20 protein-coding genes are annotated in these 22,381 nt (G+C 71.6%); 12 read left to right on the forward strand and 8 right to left on the reverse strand.

Annotation, left to right across the window (positions count from 1 at the left end; genetic code table 11):
* The first annotated feature begins 50 nt into the window (after nt 1-50).
* Complete coding sequence (pdxR, locus tag AW273_RS07795; RefSeq protein WP_062346668.1) at nt 51-1,367, forward strand: MocR-like pyridoxine biosynthesis transcription factor PdxR; 1,317 nt, start codon at nt 51-53, stop codon at nt 1,365-1,367.
* Here the strand turns inward: pdxR and AW273_RS07800 are convergent.
* Entirely contained in the window at nt 1,300-2,487 is a 1,188-nt protein-coding gene (locus AW273_RS07800; protein WP_063909871.1) for an MFS transporter, read from the reverse strand. The two genes, pdxR and AW273_RS07800, sit on opposite strands and share 68 nt — an antisense overlap.
* Before the next feature lie 218 nt (nt 2,488-2,705).
* Between AW273_RS07800 and AW273_RS07805 the strand changes: the two genes are divergently transcribed.
* Nucleotides 2,706-3,329, forward strand: a complete 624-nt coding sequence (locus tag AW273_RS07805) for a DUF1707 SHOCT-like domain-containing protein (RefSeq protein ID WP_232327171.1) — start codon at nt 2,706-2,708, stop codon at nt 3,327-3,329.
* Here AW273_RS07805 and glpX read toward each other — a convergent pair.
* On the reverse strand, nt 3,326-4,378 hold the full coding sequence (gene glpX, locus AW273_RS07810) for a class II fructose-bisphosphatase (RefSeq protein ID WP_062346671.1): 1,053 nt from the start codon (nt 4,376-4,378) through the stop codon (nt 3,326-3,328). The two genes, AW273_RS07805 and glpX, sit on opposite strands and share 4 nt — an antisense overlap.
* 99 nt (nt 4,379-4,477) lie before the next feature.
* On the opposite strand from glpX, the gene AW273_RS07815 reads away from it, so the two are divergent.
* Together AW273_RS07815 and AW273_RS07820 are read left to right on the forward strand one after the other, a co-directional pair.
* On the forward strand, nt 4,478-5,071 hold the full coding sequence (locus tag AW273_RS07815) for a TetR/AcrR family transcriptional regulator (protein ID WP_062346673.1): 594 nt from the start codon (nt 4,478-4,480) through the stop codon (nt 5,069-5,071).
* Nucleotides 5,072-5,095: 24 nt separating this feature from the next.
* Nucleotides 5,096-5,620 carry a DUF4245 domain-containing protein gene (locus AW273_RS07820; protein ID WP_062346799.1) on the forward strand — a complete coding sequence of 175 codons (525 nt, stop codon included), beginning with the start codon at nt 5,096-5,098 and terminating at the stop codon, nt 5,618-5,620.
* Here the strand turns inward: AW273_RS07820 and AW273_RS07825 are convergent.
* The 3 genes from AW273_RS07825 to AW273_RS07835 are packed head-to-tail and all read right to left on the reverse strand — an operon-like array spanning nt 5,617 to nt 8,039.
* Entirely contained in the window at nt 5,617-5,847 is a 231-nt protein-coding gene (locus AW273_RS07825; protein ID WP_062346801.1) for an exodeoxyribonuclease VII small subunit, read from the reverse strand. The genes AW273_RS07820 and AW273_RS07825 overlap by 4 nt on opposite strands.
* Nucleotides 5,848-5,857: 10 nt before the next feature.
* A complete protein-coding gene (gene xseA / locus AW273_RS07830) occupies nt 5,858-7,063 on the reverse strand; it encodes an exodeoxyribonuclease VII large subunit (RefSeq protein WP_083949583.1) in 1,206 nt (401 codons plus the stop codon).
* Nucleotides 7,064-7,067: 4 nt separating this feature from the next.
* Entirely contained in the window at nt 7,068-8,039 is a 972-nt protein-coding gene (locus AW273_RS07835) for a DUF8129 domain-containing protein (protein ID WP_157555627.1), read from the reverse strand.
* A gap of 98 nt (nt 8,040-8,137) precedes the next feature.
* Between AW273_RS07835 and AW273_RS07840 the strand changes: the two genes are divergently transcribed.
* Complete coding sequence (locus AW273_RS07840; protein WP_062346677.1) at nt 8,138-9,112, forward strand: 4-hydroxy-3-methylbut-2-enyl diphosphate reductase; 975 nt, start codon at nt 8,138-8,140, stop codon at nt 9,110-9,112.
* A 22-nt stretch (nt 9,113-9,134) separates the two neighbouring features.
* Here the strand turns inward: AW273_RS07840 and AW273_RS07845 are convergent, their stop codons facing one another.
* On the reverse strand, nt 9,135-9,605 hold the full coding sequence (locus tag AW273_RS07845; RefSeq protein WP_062346678.1) for a DUF6542 domain-containing protein: 471 nt from the start codon (nt 9,603-9,605) through the stop codon (nt 9,135-9,137).
* Nucleotides 9,602-10,906, reverse strand: a complete 1,305-nt coding sequence (locus tag AW273_RS07850; RefSeq protein WP_083949584.1) for a DNA recombination protein RmuC — start codon at nt 10,904-10,906, stop codon at nt 9,602-9,604. Before AW273_RS07850 ends, AW273_RS07845 begins: the two co-directional genes overlap by 4 nt.
* A 131-nt stretch (nt 10,907-11,037) precedes the next feature.
* Between AW273_RS07850 and ychF the strand changes: the two genes are divergently transcribed.
* Nucleotides 11,038-12,114: a redox-regulated ATPase YchF gene (gene ychF / locus AW273_RS07855; protein WP_062346683.1), complete on the forward strand. Its 1,077-nt coding sequence runs from the start codon at nt 11,038-11,040 to the stop codon at nt 12,112-12,114.
* A 14-nt stretch (nt 12,115-12,128) separates the two neighbouring features.
* Here ychF and AW273_RS07860 read toward each other — a convergent pair whose 3' ends face one another.
* Nucleotides 12,129-12,863, reverse strand: coding sequence for an SDR family oxidoreductase (locus tag AW273_RS07860; protein ID WP_062346684.1), 735 nt, complete (start codon nt 12,861-12,863; stop codon nt 12,129-12,131).
* Nucleotides 12,864-12,991: 128 nt separating this feature from the next.
* Between AW273_RS07860 and AW273_RS07865 the strand changes: the two genes are divergently transcribed.
* The 6 genes from AW273_RS07865 to AW273_RS07890 form a co-directional block, all read left to right on the forward strand.
* A complete protein-coding gene (locus AW273_RS07865) occupies nt 12,992-13,399 on the forward strand; it encodes a hypothetical protein (protein ID WP_062346686.1) in 408 nt (135 codons plus the stop codon).
* Nucleotides 13,400-13,830: 431 nt separating this feature from the next.
* A complete protein-coding gene (locus AW273_RS07870) occupies nt 13,831-14,757 on the forward strand; it encodes a conjugal transfer protein (RefSeq protein ID WP_232327173.1) in 927 nt (308 codons plus the stop codon).
* 77 nt (nt 14,758-14,834) lie between these two features.
* Nucleotides 14,835-15,098, forward strand: coding sequence for a hypothetical protein (locus tag AW273_RS07875; protein ID WP_232327174.1), 264 nt, complete (start codon nt 14,835-14,837; stop codon nt 15,096-15,098).
* A 30-nt stretch (nt 15,099-15,128) separates the two neighbouring features.
* Nucleotides 15,129-17,867 carry a TcpE family conjugal transfer membrane protein gene (locus AW273_RS07880; protein WP_083949585.1) on the forward strand — a complete coding sequence of 913 codons (2,739 nt, stop codon included), beginning with the start codon at nt 15,129-15,131 and terminating at the stop codon, nt 17,865-17,867.
* Nucleotides 17,860-20,334: an ATP-binding protein gene (locus AW273_RS07885; RefSeq protein WP_062346695.1), complete on the forward strand. Its 2,475-nt coding sequence runs from the start codon at nt 17,860-17,862 to the stop codon at nt 20,332-20,334. Before AW273_RS07880 ends, AW273_RS07885 begins: the two co-directional genes overlap by 8 nt.
* A partial coding sequence (locus AW273_RS07890) for a type IV secretion system protein (protein ID WP_062346697.1) occupies nt 20,331-22,381 on the forward strand: 2,051 nt, incomplete at its 3' end. The genes AW273_RS07885 and AW273_RS07890, both read left to right, overlap by 4 nt.

Genomic DNA, 22,381 nt, shown 5'->3' on the forward strand with positions numbered 1-22,381 from the left:
AATGGTTCACAGAATCAGTCCAATCCCTCCGGTAAAACGAGGACCAATCGTTGGCCGACCTGCATCTCTCCCTTGACCGCCAGGCCGGCGGTCTCGCCCGCCAGGTGGCCGGCGAACTCCGCGAGGCGGTGCGAACCGGCCGGCTGCCCGCGGGCACCCGGCTCCCGGCGAGCCGTGATCTGGCGCGGGATCTGGCGGTCTCGCGCGGGGTGGTCGTGGAGGCGTACGAGCAACTCGTCGCCGAGGGCTTCCTGGAGTCGCGGATCGGGGCCGGGACGACCGTGGCCGCCGTCGCGATCGAGGAACCCGCCTCCCCGGCCGACGCGGCGGGCGACTTCGGCGGCCGGCCGACCTCGCCCGACCTCGGGGCCTTCCCCCGGCAGGCGTGGAGCGCCTCCTACCGCCACGTGCTGGCCACGCTGCCGCACGACGCGCTCGACTACGGCGACCCGGGCGGCGTGCCCGAGTTGCGGGGCGAGCTCGCGGCCTATCTGCGGCGGGTCCGCGCGGCGCGGGCCGAGCCCGAGAACGTCGTGGTGGTCACCGGGGTGGCGCAGGGGTTGTCGCTGGTCGTCCAGGCGCTCGGGCCGCTGCGGCTGGCCACCGAACTGCCGACGAGCGAGCGGCAGACCCCGCTGCTCCGCCGGGCGGGGGCCGAACTGGTCGGGATCCCGGTCGACGACGAGGGCATCGACGTCGCCGAGCTGGCCCGCAGCGGCGCCCGCGGGGTGCTGCTGACCCCGGCCCACCACTATCCGACCGGGGTGGTGCTGTCGCCGCGCCGCCGGGCCGAGCTGATCTCCTGGGCGGCCCGGACCGGGGCGACCATCCTCGAAGACGACTACGACGCCGAGTTCCGGTTCGACCGCGAGCCCGTCGGCTGCCTCCAGGGGCTGGCCCCCGGCCGGGTGGTGCTGGCCGGGAGCGTCAGCAAGGCCCTCGCGCCGGGACTGCGGCTGGGCTGGCTGGTCGCGCCCGCCTCGCTCGCCGCCGAACTGCGGAAGTTCCGGGGCGAGTTCGACCTGGGGTCACCGGTGCTCGACCAGTACACGCTGGCCCACTTCATCGCCACCGGCGCCTACGACCGGCACCTGCGGCGGATGCGCCGCGAATACCGGGCCCGCCGCGACGCCCTGGTGGGCGCGCTGGCCGAGCGGTTCCCCGAGGTGAAGGTCTGCGGCATCTCGGCCGGGCTGCACCTGTTCGCCGAGCTGCCGCCCGAGTGGGACGCCCGCGCGTTCGCCGCGCAGGCGGTCGCGGCCGGGCTGGCCGCCGAACCGGTCGACGGCCCGGCCGTGGTCATCGGTTTCGCTCGGTGGCCTGGCCATCGGCTCGCGGCAGCCGTACGGGAGATGCGAAGCCCCTAGCCAGCACCACGATCCCGGCGGCCAGCACGAGCGGCGCGACGAACGCGACCTGGAACCCGGCGGCGTCGCCGATGCCGCCGACCAGCGCGGCCCCGACGATGAAGCCGACGTAGTTGAACATGTTGACCCGGGCGATGGCCACCCCGGTCCCGGCCGGGTCGAGCCGCCCGGCCGCCGAGAACGACTGCGGCGCGACCACCGAGAGCCCGACCCCGGTCAGCGCGAACCCGGCGATCGCCACCGCCTCGTCCGGCGCGAGCACGATCAGCAGGAAGCCCAGCGCCGCGACCACCCCGCCGACCCGCACGATCGTGGCGGGCCCGAACCGGCTGACCGCCGCGTCGCCGCCGATCCGCACGACGAAGGTCGTCGCCTGGTAGGCCCCCAGCGCCCACGGCGCCATCCACGCCTCGGCGGTGAGCGCCTGGTCGAAGTAGACCGACCCGAAGTTCGACACCGACGCGTCGCCGACGTAGAGGAAGGCCATCGCCAGGCACAGCGGCAGGATCGGCCGCCACGGGATCGTCGCCGGGCCGGTCTCCACGGCCGTCTCGACGTGCTCCTCGGCCGGGCCGAACAACCAGCGGTTGGCGGCCAGCGAGATCACCACGGCCGGGATCATCACGATCGTGAACGCCGGCCCCAGGTGGAGCCCGAGCCCCGTCGCGTTCGACGCCCACGCGGCCCCGATCACCGCCGCCAGGCTCCAGAGGGCGTGGAACCCCGTCATCACCGGCCGGGCGTAACGCCGTTCGACGGCGGTGCCCTGCATGTTCATCCCGGCGTCGACCCCGCCCAGGCCCAGCCCGAACAGCACCAGCGCCGTCACCAGGACCGGCACGCTCGCCGCCCACCCGCTGAGCGCGACGGCGGCGCAGGCGAGCGGCTGGACGTACCGGAGCATGGACCGGCTGCCCCACCGGGCCGCCACCTGGCCCGCGACGACGCTGCCCACGCCCGCGATGACCGGCACGACCAGCAGGAGGAGGGTCAGCTCGCCGTCGTCGAGGCCGTGTTTGTTCTGTAGCGCCGCGACCTGGGTGAGCAGCGTCGAGAACGTGAGGCCCTGCACGAAGAACACCGCGAACGCGGCGAGGCGGGCCTGCCGGTCACGAGGCACTGGAGCCTCCCGAACATGAGCGAGGTTCAAGATTTCGCCCAGGCTAGGGGCGGGCCTCTTCCAGGTCAACAAGTCCCCGCCCGCGAAGGCGATCGGGCCGTTGAGAGCCGGGCGGAGCCGTAACGGAGGAAGGGGCTTCGGTCTCCGGGGGAACCCCGACCGCGGATCCGGGGTCGTCCCGGGTGGGCGATCCCCGGCCACCGCGTAATCTTCGAAGGGTGAGTAGCGACTTCCGGGAATGGATCGCCGCCCTGGTCACCCCCAGGGAGACCCCGTCGGGCCCGCGGCCCGAGGAACTGCGCGCCTCCGACGCCGATCGTGAGCGGGTCATCGCCGTGCTCACCGAGGCCGCCGCCGACGGGCGGTTGTCCCGGCTCGAACACGAGGAACGTGTCGACGCCGCCTACCGATCGTTGACGCTCGGGCAGCTCATGGTGCTCACCCAGGATCTGCTGCCGCCCGACCAGCAGCCGATCGCGCTGCACAACCGGCCGGTCGCGGCGGTCTTCCGCAACGAGTCGCGCGGCGGCCGCTGGGTGGTGCCCTCGACCGTCCCGGTGAGCTCGATCGGGGGCAAGGTCGAGCTCGACCTGCGCGAGGCGCTGCTGCAGTCGCGCCGGATCGTCGTGCAGCTCGCCGTGGTGGCCGGCACGGTCAACATGACGGTGCCCGAGGGGGTACGCATCATGATCGCCCCCGGCGCCCGCATCGGCCAGTTCAAAGACCAGACGCGACCACCCGCCGACCCCGACTGCCCGGTCATCGAACTGGCCGGATACGTCTGGGGCGGGCGGGTGCTCGCCAAGTCGCCCAAGCCGCCCAAGAAGGGCCGGCGTCGTTAGAGGGCCGTGTCGAAGTTGATCGCGCTGTAGGCGCCCAGCTTCCAGAGCTGGTGCTCGCTCTCGATCCGCCTGATCGTGCCCGACCGGCCGCGCATGACCAGCGAGTAGGTGTGCGCCACGCCGCCCCGGTTGCGCAGGCCGCCCTGGTAGCGGACGCCGTTCATCAGCTCGCCGTCGGTCACGCCGGTCGCGGCGAAGAACACGTCGTCGGAGCTCACCAGGTCGTCGGTGGTGAGCACCCGGTTCAGGTCGAGGCCCGCGTCGAGGGCGCGGCGGCGTTCGGCGTCGTCCTGGGGCCAGAGCTTGCCCTGGATGACGCCGCCCAGGCACTTCATCGCGCAGGCCGCGACGGTGCCCTCGGGGGTGCCGCCGATGCCGAGCATCAGGTCGACGCCGGTGCCCGGCTGCGCGGCCATGATCGCGCCCGCGACGTCGCCGTCGGTGATGAACTTGATCCGCGCGCCGGTCTCCCGGATCTCCTGGACGATCTTCTCGTGCCGGGTCCGGTCGAGGATGACCACGGTGACGTCGGAGGCCTTGCCGCCCTTCGCCTTGGCCACCGCCGCCACGTTGTGGGCCACCGGCGCCTCGATGTCCACGACGCCGGCCGCCTCGGCGCCGGTGACGAGCTTCTCCATGTAGAAGACGGCGCTGGAGTCGTACATCGAACCCCTGGGGCTCACCGCGATCACCGAGATGGCGTTGTTCATGCCCAGGGCGCACAGGCGGGTGCCGTCGATCGGGTCGACCGCCACGTCGCACTCGGGGCCGCTGCCGTCGCCGACCTCCTCGCCGTTGAACAACATCGGGGCCTGGTCCTTCTCGCCCTCGCCGATCACCACCTTGCCGCGCATCGACACCGTGTTGATCAACTGGCGCATCGCGCTGACCGCCGCCCCGTCGGCGCCGTTCTTGTCACCCCGGCCGACCCAGCGGGCGCTGGCCATCGCCGCCGCCTCGGTCACCCTGACCAGTTCGAGGGCGAGGTTGCGGTCGGGCGCATGGCGGTCGGTGGCAAGCGGCGGCGGTACAGACTGGTCTGAGTTCATCGCGTCTCCTTGAGGTATGACACTGCCTTACCCGGTATCGCCCGTTGATTCTGCGTGAGTCGTGCCACACCACCCGGCTCCATCGATAATCTCGCCTGCATGAGCGGCGACAACATCAAGGAGACCGGCCGGGGCACCTCGGAAAGAGGCGCGGCGACCCGGGTCGCGCTTCTCGACGCCGCCCGCGACGTGTTCATCACCCAGGGGTTCGCCGAGGCCGGGGTCACCGAGGTGGTCCAGCGGGCCGGGGCCAGCGTCGGCAGCCTCTACCACCACTTCTCCGGCAAGGCCGACCTCTACCGGGCGCTGTTCGACGAGTTCCAGGACCGGCAGGCCCAGCGCACCAAGACCGCCGTACACGCCGCCCGGACCGGGGGCGAGACCGAGCCGATGAAGTTGTTCCTGGCCGGGGCGCGGGCCTACCTCGACGGCTGCGTGCAGGAACGCGACCTGGCGGCGCTGTTCCTGCGGGGTGACGGGCCGCCCGGTTTCGAGGTGGTCATCCGCGAGCGGCTGCGCACGTGGGCCCGCCGCAACGCCTCGCTCTTCGAGCACGAAGACGCGCTGGTGGTGGTGATCACGGGGGCGCTGGCGGCGGTCGTCCAGGAACTGACCCTGTCGGCCGACCTCGACGCGGCCCGGCTGATGGCCGACCAGGCCCTCGGCATCATCGGCCGGATCAGGAACCCCTGACCGCAGCCGGTAACCTCGTTGACCGTGCGCCGATTCACCCAGGGCCTCTACGGCTACGCCTTCGCGCTGCTCGTCTGCTTCGCGGGCGTCGGCCTGTTCCTGCTGACCACCCCGCAGGGCCGGACCGAGCACATCCCGCGCGTCGACTTCACCATCGACGCCAAGAACGCCGCCGGCGCGGCCGAGTTCCCGATCGCGGTGCCCCAGCCGGTCCAGCCCGACTGGGTGCCGACCAGCTCCCGTCTCACCGACGAGGGCGGCGTGGTCACCTGGCGGCTGGGCTTCGCGACCGCCAAGCGCATGCACGCCATGCTGGCCCAGAGCAACGAGCAGCCCACGGCCGGGTTCGCCAACCGCCTGGCCAACACCGAGACCTCGATCGGCACCGAGGTGATCAAGGGCACGACCTGGGAGAAGCGCTTCCGGGAAGACAAGAACCAGAGGTCGCTGGTGCGCGTCGCCGACGGCCGGACCGTCGTCGTCACCGGCTCGGCCGACTGGCCGGAGCTGACCGCGCTCGCGGCCAGCCTGGTCGAGCGCGACGTCTAGAAGGGGGCCTCGTCGGAGGCGGGCTCGGGGCGGCGTTCGGCCATCGCGGCGGCCAGCTTGACCCGGGCGCCCTGGAGCCAGCTCTCGCAGATCGCGGCCAGCTTCTCGCCGCGTTCCCACAGTTCGATCGACTGCTCCAGGGTCAGGCCGCCCGCTTCCAGGCGGCGCACCACCTCGGTCAGCTCCTCGCGCGCCTTCTCGTAGGACGGCGTCTTCTCGTCAGCCACGCTGCCCACCCTAAAGGCCGGTGACCTCGACCCCGACCCGATCGTCGGGGAACCTGACGGTGAGCGCCTCGCCCTCGGTGAGTTCGGCGGCCTTCCTGACCACCTCGCCCGACGGCTTCTGCACGATCGCGTAGCCCCGTTCGAGGGTCGCGGCGGGCGAGAGGGCCACCAGCCGGGCCCTGAGGTGCTCCAGCCCGTCGGAGCTGCGGTGCAGCGAATGGTCGAGCACCCGCCGGGCCCGGTCTCTGAGCTGGTCGACCTGTTCGGCGCGGCGTTCGATCTCGCGTACGGGATCGGCGAGCGACGGCCGCGACCGCACCGCGTTCACCCACGCGAGCTCCCGCTCCAGCCAGCCGCCCATGACGCGCCTGCCCCGGTCGCGCAACTGGTGGACCAGCGCGAGCTGCTCGCCCACGTCGGGCACCACCTTCTTGGCGGCGTCGGTGGGGGTGGAGGCCCGCAGGTCGGCCACCAGATCCAGCAGCGGCGAGTCCTGTTCGTGGCCGATCGCGCTCACCACCGGGGTGCGGCAGGCCGCGACCGCCCTGACCAGCGACTCGTCGGAGAACGGCAGCAGGTCCTCCAGCGATCCGCCGCCCCGGGCCACGATGATCACGTCGACCTCGCGGTCGGCGTCGAGCCGGTGCAGCGCGTCGGTCACCTCGGCGACCGCCAGCCCGCCCTGCACCGCCACCTGCTCGACCTTGAACCGGACGGCCGGCCACCTGCGCCGGGCGTTCTCCAGCACGTCGCGCTCGGCCGCCGAGTCGCGCCCGCAGATCAGCCCGACGGTCCCCGGCAGGAACGGCAACCGGCGCTTGCGGTCGTTGTTGAACAGCCCCTCGGCCGCCAGCACCTGCCGCAGCCGCTCCAGCCGGGCCAGCAACTCGCCGACCCCGACGGGCCGGATCTCCATGGCGGTGAACGCGAACGACCCCCGGTTGACCCAGAAGTCGGCCTTGACGTGCACCACCACCCGCGCGCCGTCGACCGGGCGCGGGAGACTCGACTCGTAGACGTTCCGGGCGCACGTCACCCGGGCCGACACGTTGGCGACCGGGTCGCGCAGGGTCATGAACACCGTGCCGCCCCGGGCGGTCAGCTCGGTGATCTGGCCTTCGACCCAGACCGTGCCGAGCTTCCCGATCCACTGGGCGACCATCTGCAGCACCGACCTGACCGGCAGGGGCGCCTCGGGGGAGGTCTTCGCGCTCACCTGCTCAGCTTTCCAGCTTCGCCAGCCGGTTCTCGAACATCCGGATCACCTCCGGGCGCGCCGTGCTCGCCTTCTCGTAGTCGATCCAGCTCTGGATCTCCTCCTTCGACCGGCCGCGCATCCGGGCCCGGAGGGAGGCGAAGGTCAGGTCGGCGTAGCCGGGGATGGGCTCGGCGGGCAGGTCCCGGGCCGGGGGCTCCTCGGCGTGACCCGGGGTGACTTCGGGGACGGCCGTGTCGGTGACCGGCTCGCCCGGCGTCTTCTTCGCGGGCTTGGGCGCCGGCGGGATCTTCGAGGGGACGGCGGGCTCGGCGGCCAGCGCGGGGTCGGAGGAGGGCTCGGTGGTCTTCTGCCCCTGCGGTTCGGCGGCGACGGGGGTGGGCTCCTCCTCCTGCTTCTCCTTGGCCTTCTGGGAGGCCTCGGGGGTGGCGGCGGGGGTGGTCGCCTCGTGGTCGGCCGTCTCGGCGACCTTCTCCTCGGTGTTCTCGGCCTTCGCCGGTTCCGCGAGGGCGGGGTCGGTGGCGGCGTGGGGCGTGGTCTCGGTGGATGCCTTCGCGGCTTCGCTCACAGGGGTCTCCTCAGCCTTCGCGCCCGAGGCGACCAGGCGGTCGCCCTTGGGGGCGCTACCCCCCGGCTGGAAGATGACCGGTTCGGGCTTGTCCGATTTGGCCGGACGGGGCGCGAAGATGACCGGCTCGCGGCGCGGCTTCTTCTCCTCCTCTTCCTCGACCGCGATGTCGGAGACGGACTTCACGCCGGGCCGGGAGGGATCGGTGGGGTGCTCCTCGGCCGGGGCGTTGCCGGTGACCCGCTTCAGGGTGGTGCGGACCCGGTCGCCCAGGAGGAGCGCCTGACCCACACCGCTCAGCGCGCCCTGGAGCGCCAGCATGGGCAGGTCTTTCACCTTCTGTGATATCTCGTCACGGTTGTTATAGACCTCGCGAATGGGCTTCGTGATCGTACGCAAGAGGGACATGGGCAGCTCCCAGGAGATATTCCGTTGATGTCGCAGTCTGGCAAGACTGGCGCGGGCGGAGGTCAAGCCACTGCAGACCATCCACGTAGCATGAGACCATGACGTCACAGACCCCCGCGACCATTACAGATCGCCGTCGTGTCCTGGTGGCGAAGCCGCGCGGTTACTGCGCCGGCGTCGACCGGGCGGTAGAGGCCGTGGAGCGGGCATTGGCGCAGTACGGCGCGCCGATCTACGTGCGTAAGCAGATCGTCCACAACACCTTCGTCGTCAAGACACTCGAAGAGCGCGGCGCCGTCTTCGTCGACGAGACCGAGGAGGTCCCCGAGGGGGCCATCGTCGTGTTCTCGGCCCACGGAGTCTCCCCGGCGGTCCACCAGGAGGCCGCCCAGCGGAGCCTGAAGACCATCGACGCGACCTGCCCGCTGGTCACCAAGGTGCACAACGAGGCCAAGCGCTTCGCCGCGCAAGACTACGACATCCTCCTGATCGGCCACGAGGGCCACGAAGAGGTCGAGGGCACGGCCGGCGAGGCGCCCGACCACGTCCGCCTGGTCGACGGCCTCGACGGCGTCGAGACCGTCGAGGTGCGCGACCCGTCGAGGGTCGTGTGGTTGTCGCAGACCACCCTCTCGGTCGACGAGACCACCGAGACGGTCACCCGCCTCAAGAACCGCTTCCCGAACCTGATCGACCCGCCCAGCGACGACATCTGCTACGCGACGTCCAACCGCCAGACGGCGGTCAAGGAGATCGCCGCCGAGGCCCAGCTCGTGATCGTGGTGGGGTCGTCGAACTCGTCCAACTCCAAGCGCCTGGTCGAGGTGGCCCTCGACTACGGCGCCGACGCCTCCTACCTCGTCGACGACGCCACGTTCGTCGACCCGGCGTGGCTCGACGGCGTCACGACGGTCGGCGTGACGAGCGGCGCGTCGGTGCCCGAGATCCTGGTCGAGGGCGTGCTGGCCAAGCTGGCCGCCCACGGCTTCGGCGACGTCGAGGAGATCGAGTCGGTGACCGAGAAGATGCGCTTCGCGCTGCCCCACGAGCTCCGCAAGGACCTGCGGGCCTGACGGCCCGCCAGCCCCCGGGCCGTCAGACCTGGGGGCGGTCTTCCTTCGCGGTGCCGTAGACCTTGGGTTCGAAGTAGCCCTCGGGCTCGGCGTCGAACTCCTCTTTGCTCTTGCGCGGCGCCGGGACCCGGCTCTTCATGTCCTCGCGGGTCGCGCGCACGCTCTGCGGCAACCCCCGATACCAGGCCAGGCCCAGGGCCAGCGCCGATCCGGCGAACAACCACGGCGCCGCCGCCGACAGGGTCGTGAACATGCCCAGGCCCAGCGACTGGAGGGCCGAGTCGGCGCCCAGCGCGCTCAGGATCTCGACGATCAGGGCCGACACGAAGAAGACCAGGGGCGGGGACACCACCAGGGTCAGCAGGTCGCGCGGGTTCACCAGCCAGACCGCCGCCAGCACCCCCACGAGGAAGAACGGCCCCGGGAGGGTGAACTGTCCGAGCAGACAGACGAAGAACAGCAGCGTGATGGCGCCGCGCGCGGTCACCTTCATCTCTCCGGCCCCCCTCCCTGGTGGCTCAAGCTACCGTCATATCCGGTGTCGTCCCCGACGAGTTCGGGCATCGACAACGACCGTGGCGACTCCTCGACCGGCTGCGGGGCCGGCAGAAGGCTCTCCACCAGGCCGAGGTCGGTCATCTTGCGGGCACTCACCAGCACGCGGCTCTCAAGAGAGCCCACCGTCCTGTTGTACGCCGCCACGGCCCGCGCCAACGATCTTCCCAGACCGTCGACCTGCCGTCCGAGACTGCCGAGCCGGTCGTACAACTCCTTGCCGAGGTCGAACACGGCCTTGGCGTTCTCGCTCAGCGCCGCCTGCTGCCAGGCGTAGCTCGCGGTGCGGAGCATCGTGATCAACGTGGTGGGGGTCGCGATGTGGACCCGCCGGTTCATCGCGTATTCGAGCAGCGAGGGGTCCCGCTCCAGCGCCGGGGCCAGGAACGCCTCGCCCGGGATGAACAGCACCATGAACTCGGGCGCGGGGCTGAACGCCTGCCAGTAGGTCTTGGCCGCCAGCCGGTCGACATGGTCGCGCAGGTGGCGGGCGTGCGCGTCGAGCCGGGCGCCGGCCAGGTCGGGGTCGCCCGCCTCGGACGCCTCCAGATAGGCCGCCAGCGACACCTTCGAGTCGACGACGATGTTCTTGCCGCCGCTCAACCTGACGATCATGTCGGGCCGCACCGGCCCGTCGGGGGTCATCGCGGTGACCTGCTCGTCGAAGTCGCAGAACCGGGCCATCCCGGCGATCTCCGCCACCCGGCGCAGTTGCAGCTCACCCCAGCGTCCCCGGGCCTCGGGCCGCCGCAGCGCCCGGACCAGCGCCGAGGTCTGCGACTTGAGCTGCTCGGAGCTGTGCCGGACGAACTCCATCTGCTGGGCGAGCTCCGCGCGGGCCACCCGCGCCCCCGACTCGCTCTCGCGGAGTTGCTCCTCGACCTTCGCGAGGGTCTCGCGTAACGGCCCCACGAGGTTCTCCACGGCCTCGCGGCGCAGGTCGAGATCGCCGGCCGCCTCCGCCCTGGTCGTGTTCAGGCGGTTCTCGGCGAGTTCGAGGAAACGCAGGTTGTTGACGTCGAGCGCGCGGGCCGACAGGGCCTGGAAGCGCTCGGCGAGTTGCTCCTCGACGTACACCACCTTCTCTTCGGCCGCCCGGGCGCGCGCTTCGGCGTCGGCGAGCTTGACGGCGGCCTCGGCGTTCGCGCCCGCCGATCGGGCGCGCCCGACGACGAACCCGATGGCGAGCCCGGCCGCCAGGCCCACCAGCAGTTGGAGGGCGAGAGCCAGGACATCCACGTCCTGGATGATCCCAGGCTTTTCCCGGCAGAAGAGGGAGGCTCGCCCTCCGCATACCCCGCCACGACCCAGAGTTTGCCCACGATGGGGTTTGACGAGCGGCGTACCGGATTCCAATAGACTCGAATTCCGTGAGCCTGAGCATCGGGATCGTCGGCCTCCCCAACGTCGGCAAGAGCACCCTCTTCAACGCGCTGACCAAGAGCGCCAACGCCCTCGCGGCCAACTATCCGTTCGCCACGATCGAGCCCAACGTGGGCATCGTGGGCGTGCCCGACGACCGGCTCGCCAAGCTCGCCGAGATCTACGACTCGGCGAAGATCCTGCCCGCCAAGGTCGAGTTCGTCGACATCGCCGGTCTGGTCAAGGGCGCCTCCGAGGGGCAGGGCCGGGGCAACCAGTTCCTCGCCAACATTCGCGAGACCGACGCGATCTGCCAGGTCATCCGGGTGTTCGGCGACCCCGACGTGACCCACGTCGACGGCGGCGTCGAGCCCGGCCGCGACATCGAGACGATCAACACCGAGCTGATCCTCGCCGACATGCAGACCATCGAGAAGGCGATCCCGCGGCTCCAGAAGGAGTCCCGCACCAACAAGGACCGCAAGGCCACCCTGGAGGCCGCCGAGGCCGCCATGAAGGTCCTCGACGGCGGCACCACCCTCTACGCGGCCGGCACCGACCTCACCGACCTGCGCGAGCTCCACCTGCTGACGGCCAAGCCGTTCCTCTACGTCTTCAACCTCGACGCCGACGAACTCGTCGACGAGGAGCTCCGCGCCCGCCTGTCGGCCATCGTGGCCCCCGCCGAGGCCGTCTTCCTCGACGCGAAGATCGAGTCGGAGCTGGTCGAGCTGTCCGACGAGGAGGCCCTGGAGCTGCTCCAGTCGGTCGGCCAGTCGGAGTCGGGCCTGTCGCAGCTCGCCCGGGTCGGCTTCGAGACCCTCGGCCTGCAGACCTACCTGACGGCCGGCCCGAAGGAGACCCGGGCCTGGACCATCAAGAAGGGCGCCACCGCCCCCGAGGCCGCGGGCGTCATCCACACCGACTTCCAGCGCGGCTTCATCAAGGCCGAGGTCATCTCCTTCGCCGACCTGATGGAGGCCGGCTCGGTCGCCGCCGCCCGCTCGGTCGGCAAGGCCCGCATCGAGGGCAAGGACTACGTGATGCGCGACGGCGACGTCGTGGAGTTCCGCTTCAACGTCTGAAAACCCTTCTTCCGTTACGCCTTCGGAGTGGCCAGCCACTCGTCGAAGGTCTGGGCGCCACGAGGCCCCGGACCGGTCGGCAGCAGGCCCCCGGCGCTCATCCCGCCGGGGAAGTAGACCGGAAGCACCGGCCGCCTGCGCGCCCCGCCCGCCGCGATGAGACGGCGGGCCATGTCGGGCAGCGATTCCACTCGCGGGCCCGCCAGTTCGGGGGCCATCCGCCGCGGCTCCCCGAGGGCGAGGCCGGCGAGCGCCTCGCCCACCTCGCGGGCGGCGACGGGCTGCACCCGTCCGCTCGGGACCAGCGCGACCGGCCCGGGGACGCCGCCCAGCACCTGGCCGGCGAACTCGTGGAACTGGGTGGCACGCAGGATGGTCCACGGCACCGCCCCCTCCTTGACGATCGCCTCCTGCCGCAGCTTCCCCGCGTAGTAGCCGAGCCTGACCCGGTCGACGCCCACGATCGACAACGTCACGAGGTGCCGCACCCCGGCCCGCCCCGCGGCGGCCGCGAGGTTGCGGCCCGCCCTGTCGAAGAAGGTCACCGCCGCCGACTTGCCGGTCGTGGTGATGTTGCTGACGTCGACGACCGTCTCGGCCCCTGCCAGCGCGGCGTCGAGCCCCGCCCCGCTCGCCACGTCGACCCCCGTGGCCCGCGAGAGCACCGCGGGTTCGTACCCCCGCGCCCGCAGGGCCGCCACGACGTACCGCCCGACCACGCCGGTTCCACCGGCCACCGCGATCTTCATGACCGCTCCTCTCCTCGTGTTCGGAAAGGGCGACGGGGAACGGCGGCGGCTTCGTGACATCGTGCGCCCGTGACGATCCTCACACCGGGCCGTGTCACGATCGTGGCCGCCCGGCATGTCGCCTGTGCATGAACTCCACCGCCAAACGGCTGCGCGCCGGGCTGCTCGCCCTGGCCGCGCTCCAGGCCCTCGTCTCGGTCTGGCAGTACGTCTTCCCGCGCTCGTTCTACGACGACTTCCCGACGGTGAGCCTCGACCCGCCGTACAACGAGCACCTGCTCTCGGACGTCGGCGGGCTCGGGCTCGCGCTGACCGCCATGCTCTTCTACGCCGCCTCGGTGATGGAGCGCAGGGTGGTCGTGTCGGCGCTGACCGGTTACGTGGTCTACGCGGGCACCCACTTCCTCTTCCACGTCCGGCACTTCGACCACTTCTCGGTCCGTGACGCCGTGGGGGTGGGCACCGGGCTCGGCCTCGAATGGGCGCTCGCCCTCGTCCTGCTGTACGTCGCCCTGCGACACCACCGCACGTCATAGGAGCGCTGGACGGCGGCCTCGGCCACTAGGATGATCACGCGGCGGGTTTCCACTACGAGTGCGGGATGCCGGACTGAGTGTCAGAGCCGTTTGGTTACCTCCTGATGGCTCGCGGGTTACATTTTGCCACGGTGGCCTGCGCAAACGTCGTTATGTAGTCATCCATGCCGGTACGGGCACTCTCGGTGTCATGCACACTCGGTTTGGCCGGTTACGGCGATGCCTGCAGCATGGGCGTGGCTTTCCTGGAACAATTGGCGAGGCCGCTAAGGTGATTACTTCAACATGGATAACCGGATCGAGAGTAAGACGACACCGCGCCAGCCGGGGGGATCGGCGCGAGCGGAGGCGTGATGGCTCGCAGGTCAACCGTCCAGCAGGATCCTCGGATCGCTGGCGACCCAGAGTCATACCCTCCTACGGATCCGCCGTTGTCTGACCGGGAGCCGTTGCGGCGCAGGGGCTGGAGCGGCGGCGGGGGCCGCTGGCTCGTCTGGACCGGCCGGGCCGTGTTGTGGGCGCTCATCGTGGTGATCGTCGTCAACGGGGTCAGGGCGCCGTTCGAGCGTTTCACGTCGAATCAGGGCGCCATCGGCACACCGTCCGCACCGGCCGATTCCGGTTTCCCGGTGCAGCAGGGAGCGGCGTTCGCGAATCAGTTCGCCGCCGTTTATCTGAATTTCGACGGAACGAATCCAGAACAGCGCGACACCCGGCTCACCGATTTTCTCGCCGACGGGGTCGAAAGGCGATTCGGCTGGAATGGGTTCGGGCGCATGGCGGCCGGCGCCATTCAATTCCATTCGATCGAGGTCGCCGACGCGAACAACGCGCGGGTGCAGGTCAGTTTCCAGTCGGGCGCGCGGCGCTGGTTGTTGTCGGTGCCGATCTTCCAGGCCGACGGCCGGTTCGTCGTGTCCGGCCTGCCCGCCCTGCTGCCCTCCGGGGGCGCGGCCGGGCTGCCGGCCATCGCGGCCCCCGACCGCGACGCCAACCTCGAAGACCAGCTACGCCAGACGCTGGAAGGGTTCTTCCGGGCCTACGCCTCCGGCAACGCCGCCGAGCTGAAGCTCTACGCCGCCGACGGCGCGACGATCGAGGGCCTCGGCGGGCAGTTCACCCTGGCCCAGCTCAACAGCGTGGTCGCGCCGCTCGGCGGGGAGACCGGCCGCGATGTCACCGTGACGGTCACCTGGTCCATCACGGCGGCCGACGCCGCCGCGGTGCCGACCGACGACGCCGCCGATCCGGCCGCGCAGCCCGCGCTGCTGGAACAGGCCTACCAGCTCACCATGGAGAAGCAGGGCGACAAGTGGCTCGTCCGGCAGGTCCAGGGCGCGAGCCGGTCCGTGGGGTAGCGCATGAACGACCACGACGTCGCTGATCCACACCCCCGGGAGGGCGAGAATTGATTCTCCAAACGATTGTCGAGACCGTGACCGCGCTCGCGCCGTCCCCCGCGCCGGGGTCGGGCACCGGGCTCAACACCGAAGGCCTGGCCGAGTTCCTGCGCCGTTTCTTCGCGCCGTTGTTCTTGGTGATCGTGTCGGTCGTGGCGCTGTTCTTCCTCTTCACCAGAGAGATCACACGGTTCGTCCAGTTCATCATCCTGGCGATCGCCATCGGTGTGATCTTCTATGTGCCGAACATCATCGAGGTGACGGCCAAGGCGATCGCGGGGGCGCTCGGCATCCAGTGACCTTTGGCACGTGCGGAGAGGAGGATTCGGATGGATCTGCCTACATACACCAATATCTGGCGAATTGAGAAGCGGCTTTACAAGCTTTACGATCTCCGGCTGCCCATGCCGCTGCCCATCGTCTGGATCGGTGTCTTCGTCGGCGTCTCCGCCTTCTGGTGGGTCCTCCTCCAAGTGGTCGGTTTGCCCTTCGACGCGCCCTGGCATGTGATCTATCTGGTTCCGCCCGGGATCGTGACATGGCTGTCGACTCGTCCCGTGATCGAGGGCAAACGACTGACCGAACTTCTCCAGTCGCAGACCCGCTACTTCGCCGAGCCCAAGACGTGGTGCCGCCTCGCGCCCTCGGGCGAGCCCGACGTGATCGACTTCCAGGCCAAGGTCTGGCGGGCCGGCACCGAGCGGGTGCGGGTCAAGAAGCCCAAGCGCGCCCCAGAGCCCCAGCGCGCGACGGTCCGCCCCGCGGTGGCCGCCGCCGCCGCGGCCGCCGCGCCGGTGGTCGAGGAGATCCCGGTACGCGTGAAGCCCCCGCTGACCACCACGGCCCACGCGTCCCCCGAACCCGCCCGCCGGTTGATCGGCCACCCGGACGACAAGCAGACCGCCCTCCCGGAGGCCCGCCGCCCCGCGACGTTCGGCCAGCCCCCCCGGCTGATCCGCCCGGTGACGGAGCCCGCCGCCGACCCGGCCAAGGACCGCTCCCGCCCGCTCGCCGCCAACCCGCTGCGACCGGCCCTCCTCGCCCACCCGTCCGACCAGCCGACGACCCCCGACCGCCCCGAGACCGGGTCCCGGCCGAAGACACCCACCGTGCCCATGCGCCTGGTGCCGGGCGGCCCGGCCCGGCCGGGAGACGCCGGCGTGCCCACGGCCCGGCCTTCCGACGCGCCCGCCGAAGGCCCGAGCCGATCCGAGACGCCCGCTGCGCCGGCGCGCCCGGCGGCCCCCGGGCCGCAGGCTCCCGACGATGCCCGCTCACCGCAGGCCTCCGACGTGCCCGTGTGGCCGGTTCCCGACGAGGGTGCCCGGCCGGAGACGTCCGGCGTGTCCCGGCTTCCGGCGGACGGGTCGCGGGGTGTCGATGCGCCTTCGCGCCCGGTTCCGGTGAGCGGGTCCCAAGCCCCCGATGTGCCTTCACGCCCGGTTTCGGCAAGTCGGTCGCAGGCTCCTGATGTGCCCGCGCGTCCGGATTCGGGCGTCGGGTCGCGGGGTGCCGATGTTCCGGCGCCTTCGATCGCGGAGACCGAGGCCCGGTCCTCTCAGGCCGAGACGGCGTCGCCCGGTGTCGGGTCGCGGGGTGCCGATGTTCCCGTGCCCTCGGCTGCGGAGACCGACACCCGGCCATCTCAGGCCGAGACGGCGTCGCCACAGTTCTCGTGGTCGCCGGTGGCCAAGGCCGAGCCGGGTTCCGCGGCCAGGGTCGAGCCGGTCGAGGCCGCCGGGCCGGACGCGGGTGAGTCGGGCGTGGCCCGGTCCGTACAGGATGAGACCCCGGTTGAGTCGGCGCGGGCCGCCCGGCATTCCGCGGGTGAGCCGGCCAGGGAAGAGGCGGCGTCGGGCCGGGTGGGCAGGCATGCCGCGGGCGCGCCCGAGGCGGCCGTGCCGCCCGCGCGGGTGGAGCCTGAGCCGGTGGCCGAGGCGCCCGAGGTCGTGCCGGTCGTCGAGCCCCGCCGGGGTGAGCCGGCGGCCGAACCCGGGCACGCCGAGCATCAGGTGCCCGCGTCCGCCGCCGAGGGTCCCGCCGAGGAGGTCTCCTCGCCGCCGATACGGCCCGACGCGTTGCGGAGGTTGCGGAGGCTGGCGGCCTCCGCCGATTCCGCCGTCGAGCCGGAGGCGCCCGCGCCCGCGGTCGACTGGCAGAAGGAGCGGTTGCGCAAGGGGCAGCCGCCGGCGCCGTTCATTCCGGCCGAGCGGGGTTCCGAGGCGACGTGGCGGCGGGTGTCGCAGGTCGTCGCGGGGTCCGACGGCGACAACGACGAAGACCGGGCCCGCACGACCATCAACGGCAGCCGGCGCATCGTCGTGCTGGGCTGCACGGGCGGGGCGGGGCAGACGACGACCACGCTGCTGCTCGGGCACTCGCTGGCCCGGCTCCGTGAGGACGGGGTCGTCGCCGTCGACGCCAACTCGGGGGGCGACGGGCTCACCGGGCGCGTCAGCCCCGAGACGCCCGAGACGCTCAGTTCGTTCCTGACGGCGGTCGACAACGTCGGCACCCGCGTGCGCGACTACACGACCCGGACCGACTCCGGGCTCGACGTGCTCGCGGCCGACGTCGACCCCGGCGCGGAGCAGCGCATCGGCGACCGCGGCTGGTTCTCTGACCAGCGCATTGCCCGCGCGATGCGGCTGCTCGACCAGCAGTACCGGATCATCCTCATGGACCCGGCCGCCGCGCTGGCGGCGCGGCTGCTGCCCTACGCCGACCAACTCGTGCTGGTCGCCCCGGCCAGTGCCGACGCGCCCGACTCGGTCGCCATGACCTACGACTGGCTCGACGGGCACGGCTGCGCCGACCTCCGGCGCAGGGCCGTCGTGGTCATCAACGGTGTGTCGCGAAGGAGCATGGCCGATGTCGAGCGGGCCGAGACGGTCGCGCGCGGAAGGTGCAGGGCGATCGTGAGGGTCCCGTGGGAAGACGAGCTGGCCGAACCAGGACAAGTCGACCTCAATGACCTTCGCAGCGGCGGCCGCAGGGCGTACGTTGCCCTTGCCGGGGTTGTCGCGAGCGGGTTGACCACGGCGAGAGGGGAGAGCTTCGTTGGCTAGGGCGTCGCGGGCGCGTAGTCGCCTGGCGGTCCGGTACTTCGACGACCGGATCCTGCTCACCGACTCCGCTGCCTGGGCCTACTTCCGCCTGCCCACGGTCAGTTACGAGTTCATCACGCCCGAGGAGCGCGAGGCGCTCGCCAACAACATCACGATCGCGCTGGCCGCGATCAGGATGACCGACGCCGAGGTGCACCTGCGGGTCGCCCACCGCACCTACCCGGCGGCCGAGTGGGCGATGGCCCTCAACGCCACCTCCGACGAGGGGCCGGGCTGGCGCGACTACCTCGAAGAGATGTACCGCCACGTCTGGGCCAAGGACTTCTGGTCCAAGGAGGTCTATCTCGGGGTCCGGCTCGGGCCGCGCGGCGCGCAGCTCGGCGAGGGGGTGCTCGCGCAGCTCTTCGGCTTCTACCAGAAGACCGAGAAGAACCTGGGGCTCGACGACGACCACGTGCCGGAGAAGGAGGTCGCGAAATGGACCGATTCGGCCGAGCGGCTCGGCCGCGCGCTCGCCTCCGGTTCGCTCTACGCGCGGCACGCCACCTCCGTGGAGGTCGCCTGGTTGTTCCAGCACGCCGCGACCGGCGCGCTGGGCGACCCGCCGGCGTCGGCGTCGAAACGGCGCAAGTGGGGCCGGGGCGAGATCGAGGCCCTCGTCGAGGGTCAGATCCACAACGGCAGGTCGCTGCTGCGGATCGAGCAGCCCGGCGGTGACTCCTACGTCGCCCACCTGTCGTTCGCCCGGTTCCCCGACCTGATGCCGTTCCCCGACGGCGAGCCCTGGATGCACTTCAGCGACCAGCTCCCCTTCCCGGTCGAGATCTCCTCCCGGATGCGGCTCATCCCGCCCGTACGCGCCTCCAGAGACGTCGCCAGGAAGCTGGCCCACGCGCGCGACATGGACATCCACATCCGCGAGGCGGGTGCCGAGGCCCCGCTGGCGCTGGCCGAGCAGATCGACGCCGCCCGCATGCTCGAACACGGCATCACCAAGGAACGCCTGCCGTTCGTCTACGGCTGGCACCGCATGAGCGTGAGCGCGCCGACCGAGGAGATGTGCGTCCAGCGGGTCGAGGCGGTCATCGAGCACTACCGCGACATGGGCATCGACGTCGTCAACTCGACCGGCGACCAGTTCTCGTTGTTCTGCGAGGCGCTGCCGGGCGAGAAGGTCAGGGTGAACGCCTACGCCCAGCGGCAGCCGCTGCGCACCATCGCGGGCGGCATGGCGACCGCCACGGTCGACCTGGGCGACCGGGCCGACGAGGCGGGCTGGCTGGGGCCCTACATCGGCGAGACGCTCGGCCGGGCACGCTCCATCGTGCACTTCGACCCGCTGGTGGCGGCGACCAAGAACCGGCCGACGGCCATCGCGATCACCGGCGAGCCCGGCGGCGGCAAGACCACGCTGGCGCTGCTGCTGATCTACCAGATGGCGCTGCGCGGGGTCACCGTCGCGGTCATCGACCCGAAGGGCGACGCCGAGTCGCTGGTGCAGCTCCTGCGGCGGCGCGGACGGCAGGCCCGCACGATCCCCCTCGGGTCGGCCGCGCCGGGGCTGCTCGACCCGTTCTCGTTCGGCGACGACCTGGCCGCGAAGAAGACGATGGCCACCGAGACGCTGCGGCTCCTGCTGCCGCGCATGTCGGAGGAGCGCGAGTCGGCCATGGTGCAGGCCGTCGCGGCCGTCGCCAACGAGCCCGACCCGTCGCTCGGGAAGGTCATCGACCACCTCGACCGGGCGGAGGACGCCGCGTCGAAGAACCTGGGCGCCGTGTTGCGGTCGATGTCCGAGATGCACCTCGCCCGGTTGTGCTTCGACCCCTCCGGCGGCGACCAGATCGACACCGAGGGCTGGACCACCGTGTTCACCCTCGGCGGCCTCACGCTGCCCGACGCGGCGACGGGGCGCGACGACTACTCGTACGAGCAGCGGCTGTCGGTCGCCCTGCTCTACCTGGTCTCGCAGTTCGCCCGGCGGCTGATGAACGGGCTCGACAGACGTACCCCCAAAGCGATCTTCCTCGACGAGGCGTGGGCGATCACGTCCACGCCCGAGGGCGCCAAGCTGGTGCCCGAGGTGTCCCGCATGGGACGGTCGCGCAACACCGCACTCGTGCTGGTGTCCCAGAACGCGGGTGACCTGCTGAACGAGCAGGTCACCAACTGCCTTTCCTCGGTGTTCGCCTTCCGCTCGACCGAACGGGTCGAGGTGGAGCACGTACTGGAGCTCCTGGGAGTCGATCCGAACGAGGAACACAAGGGCGTGCTGCGCTCGCTGCGCAACGGCGAGTGCGTCTTCCGCGACCTCGACGGTCGGGCGGGCCGGATCGGCGTCGACCTGATCTCCGAGGAGCTGCTGCGCTGGCTCGACACCAATCCGACGCACGCCAAGCCGGATGAGGTCGAGCAGGACAAGGTGGGTTCGGGTCGTTCGGGGGTCGCGCGGGAGGTGCGCTCGTGAAACGCAGGGTCGCCCTGCTCATGCTGGTGTTCGTCACGTTCTTCGTGGCGTCGCCGGTCATCGTCGGGTCGTCGGTGGCACACGCCGACGGGATCTGTGACATGTCCGCCGCCCTCTCGCCAGAGGTGGTGGGCTCGGGTGTCGACGGGCTCGTCAAACCCCCGCCGCCCGATGTGGGCGACACCGGCGCCGCCGCCGGCGCCGGCCTCGGAGCGGGGGCCGGCACGTCGGTCAAGGCGCCCGAGGTGGCCCCGCTGACCAACTACGAGACCTACGGCATGTCGGGCCAGTTCTGGCACACCTACGAGCTCGGCTGCTCCGACGTCGCGGCCGTCATCGGCAACGCCTGGGCCAACGCGATCTTCTCGTGGGCCAAGGCGGTCGACCGGCTGACCATCACGACGTACGAGGCCGCCGCGACCGAGGGCCCGCTGCTGCCCATCAAGAACGTCGTCGACGACATCGTCACCAACCTGGCCGACGCGATGTACTGGCCGTTCTTGCGGCCGATAGTGATCATCGCGGCGATCTGGCTGGCCTGGTACGGCCTGCTGCGCAAGCGCGCCACCACGACCGCCGAGGCGGTCATCTGGATGGTCGTCGCGGTCACGGTCGCCACCTGGTTCTTCAGTCGCCCCCAGGACCTGACCGGCGTCGGCAAGACCGTCACCGACAAGACCACCGAGATCGTCAACTCGGCCTTCGCGGGCCTGCCGGGCGCGGGCGGCGCGTCCTGCCTGCCGCCGCCCACCACCCCGGCGGGTAACGCCGCCGACGCCGCCACTCCGGCGGCCGTCCCGCCGGTCACCGGCGGCGGTTACGGCCAGCCGGGCACGCCGGGCGTGGCGCAGAACGCCGACGCGCTCTGGTCGACCCTGGTCTGCAAGCCGTGGCTGATGGGCCTGTTCGGCACCGCCGACCCCACCTCGCCGATCGTGGCGCAGTACGGCCAGCAGACCCTCGAACTCCAGGCGCTCACCCGGGCCGAGCAGTCGGCCCAGCAGTCGCCGGGCGGCGACGCCCACCAGCGCGCCTGGGAGGAGAAGGTCGCCGAGCCGCTGCGGGCCAGCCCGTCGTTCTACCTGCTCCAGGGCAAAGACTGGACCAGCCGTCTCGGCGTGGCGATCGGGGCGTTCATCGCGGCCATGGTCGCCGGGTTGCTGATCTTCCTGGTGGCGGTGTCACTGCTGGTGCTGAAGATCGGCTTCCTGCTGTTGCTGATCATGGGCCCGATCTTCCTGCTGATCGGCGTCCATCCCGGCACCGGGCGCATCATCGCGATGCGCTGGGTGGAGATGCTCGTCGGCACGCTGCTGAGACAGGCCGTGCTCGCGCTGGTGCTCGGCGTGCTGGTCTACGGCTACGCCCTGATCATCTCCACGCCGCTGCCGTGGGGCATGCAGATCATGTTCATGGCGCTGCTGACGCTGGCGGTGTTCTTCTACCGCAGGCCGTTCCAGCACCTGTTCTCCTCGCTCAGCGGCTCCACCTTCACGACCCGCGTGCTCGGCGAGGCCGCCACGGCCCCGACGCTCCAGCGGGCCGCCGGTGCGCTGCCGCCGGTCGCCGCGGCCCGTGTGGGCCGCTGGGGGCTGCGCAAGGCCGAGCCGATGCTCAACGCCGCGGTCGCCGGTGCGACGGGCGGCGCGGCCGGGGCCGCCCAGACGGCCGCCGGGGTCGCCCAGGGCAAGGTCCGCGGCGAAGAACGGGTCGGCGTGCGCGCCAACGGCCAGCCCGCCCCGCTGGAGAACCCGGAGCAGGCGGCCCGGCGCAAGACCGGCGTGCCCGCGCCCCGGACCGGCGCGGCTCCGCCCCTCAACCTGAGCCGTCCGCCGGCCACGACCCGGCCATCCGCGCCGGCGGCCCCCGCCCGCGCCTCTTCGGGCGGCGGCGGTAGCGGCGGCGGCGGTGGCGGCGGCTGGTTCAGCGGCCGTTCGGGCGGCTGGGCCTCGCGGCCGTCGGCCTCCCGAGGTTCGGGCGGCGGCATCCTCGGCGGCGGGTTCTTCGGCGGCGGCGGTGGCAGTGGTGGCGGCGGACGGTCGTCGGG

This window comes from Herbidospora yilanensis, assembly GCF_001570565.1.
GTDB lineage: Bacteria > Actinomycetota > Actinomycetes > Streptosporangiales > Streptosporangiaceae > Herbidospora > Herbidospora yilanensis.

What these genes read in the sequence shown, in the direction of transcription:
- AW273_RS07840 (WP_062346677.1), top strand. Translation starts at nt 8,138, where the DNA reads ATGACGTCACAGACCCCCGCGACCATTACAGATCGCCGTCGTGTCCTG.
- glpX (WP_062346671.1), bottom strand. Translation starts at nt 4,378, where the DNA reads ATGAACTCAGACCAGTCTGTACCGCCGCCGCTTGCCACCGACCGCCAT.
- AW273_RS07865 (WP_062346686.1), top strand. Translation starts at nt 12,992, where the DNA reads ATGAACTCCACCGCCAAACGGCTGCGCGCCGGGCTGCTCGCCCTGGCC.
- AW273_RS07815 (WP_062346673.1), top strand. Translation starts at nt 4,478, where the DNA reads ATGAGCGGCGACAACATCAAGGAGACCGGCCGGGGCACCTCGGAAAGA.
- AW273_RS07880 (WP_083949585.1), top strand. Translation starts at nt 15,129, where the DNA reads ATGGATCTGCCTACATACACCAATATCTGGCGAATTGAGAAGCGGCTT.
- AW273_RS07860 (WP_062346684.1), bottom strand. Translation starts at nt 12,863, where the DNA reads ATGAAGATCGCGGTGGCCGGTGGAACCGGCGTGGTCGGGCGGTACGTC.
- AW273_RS07835 (WP_157555627.1), bottom strand. Translation starts at nt 8,039, where the DNA reads ATGTCCCTCTTGCGTACGATCACGAAGCCCATTCGCGAGGTCTATAAC.
- AW273_RS07845 (WP_062346678.1), bottom strand. Translation starts at nt 9,605, where the DNA reads ATGAAGGTGACCGCGCGCGGCGCCATCACGCTGCTGTTCTTCGTCTGT.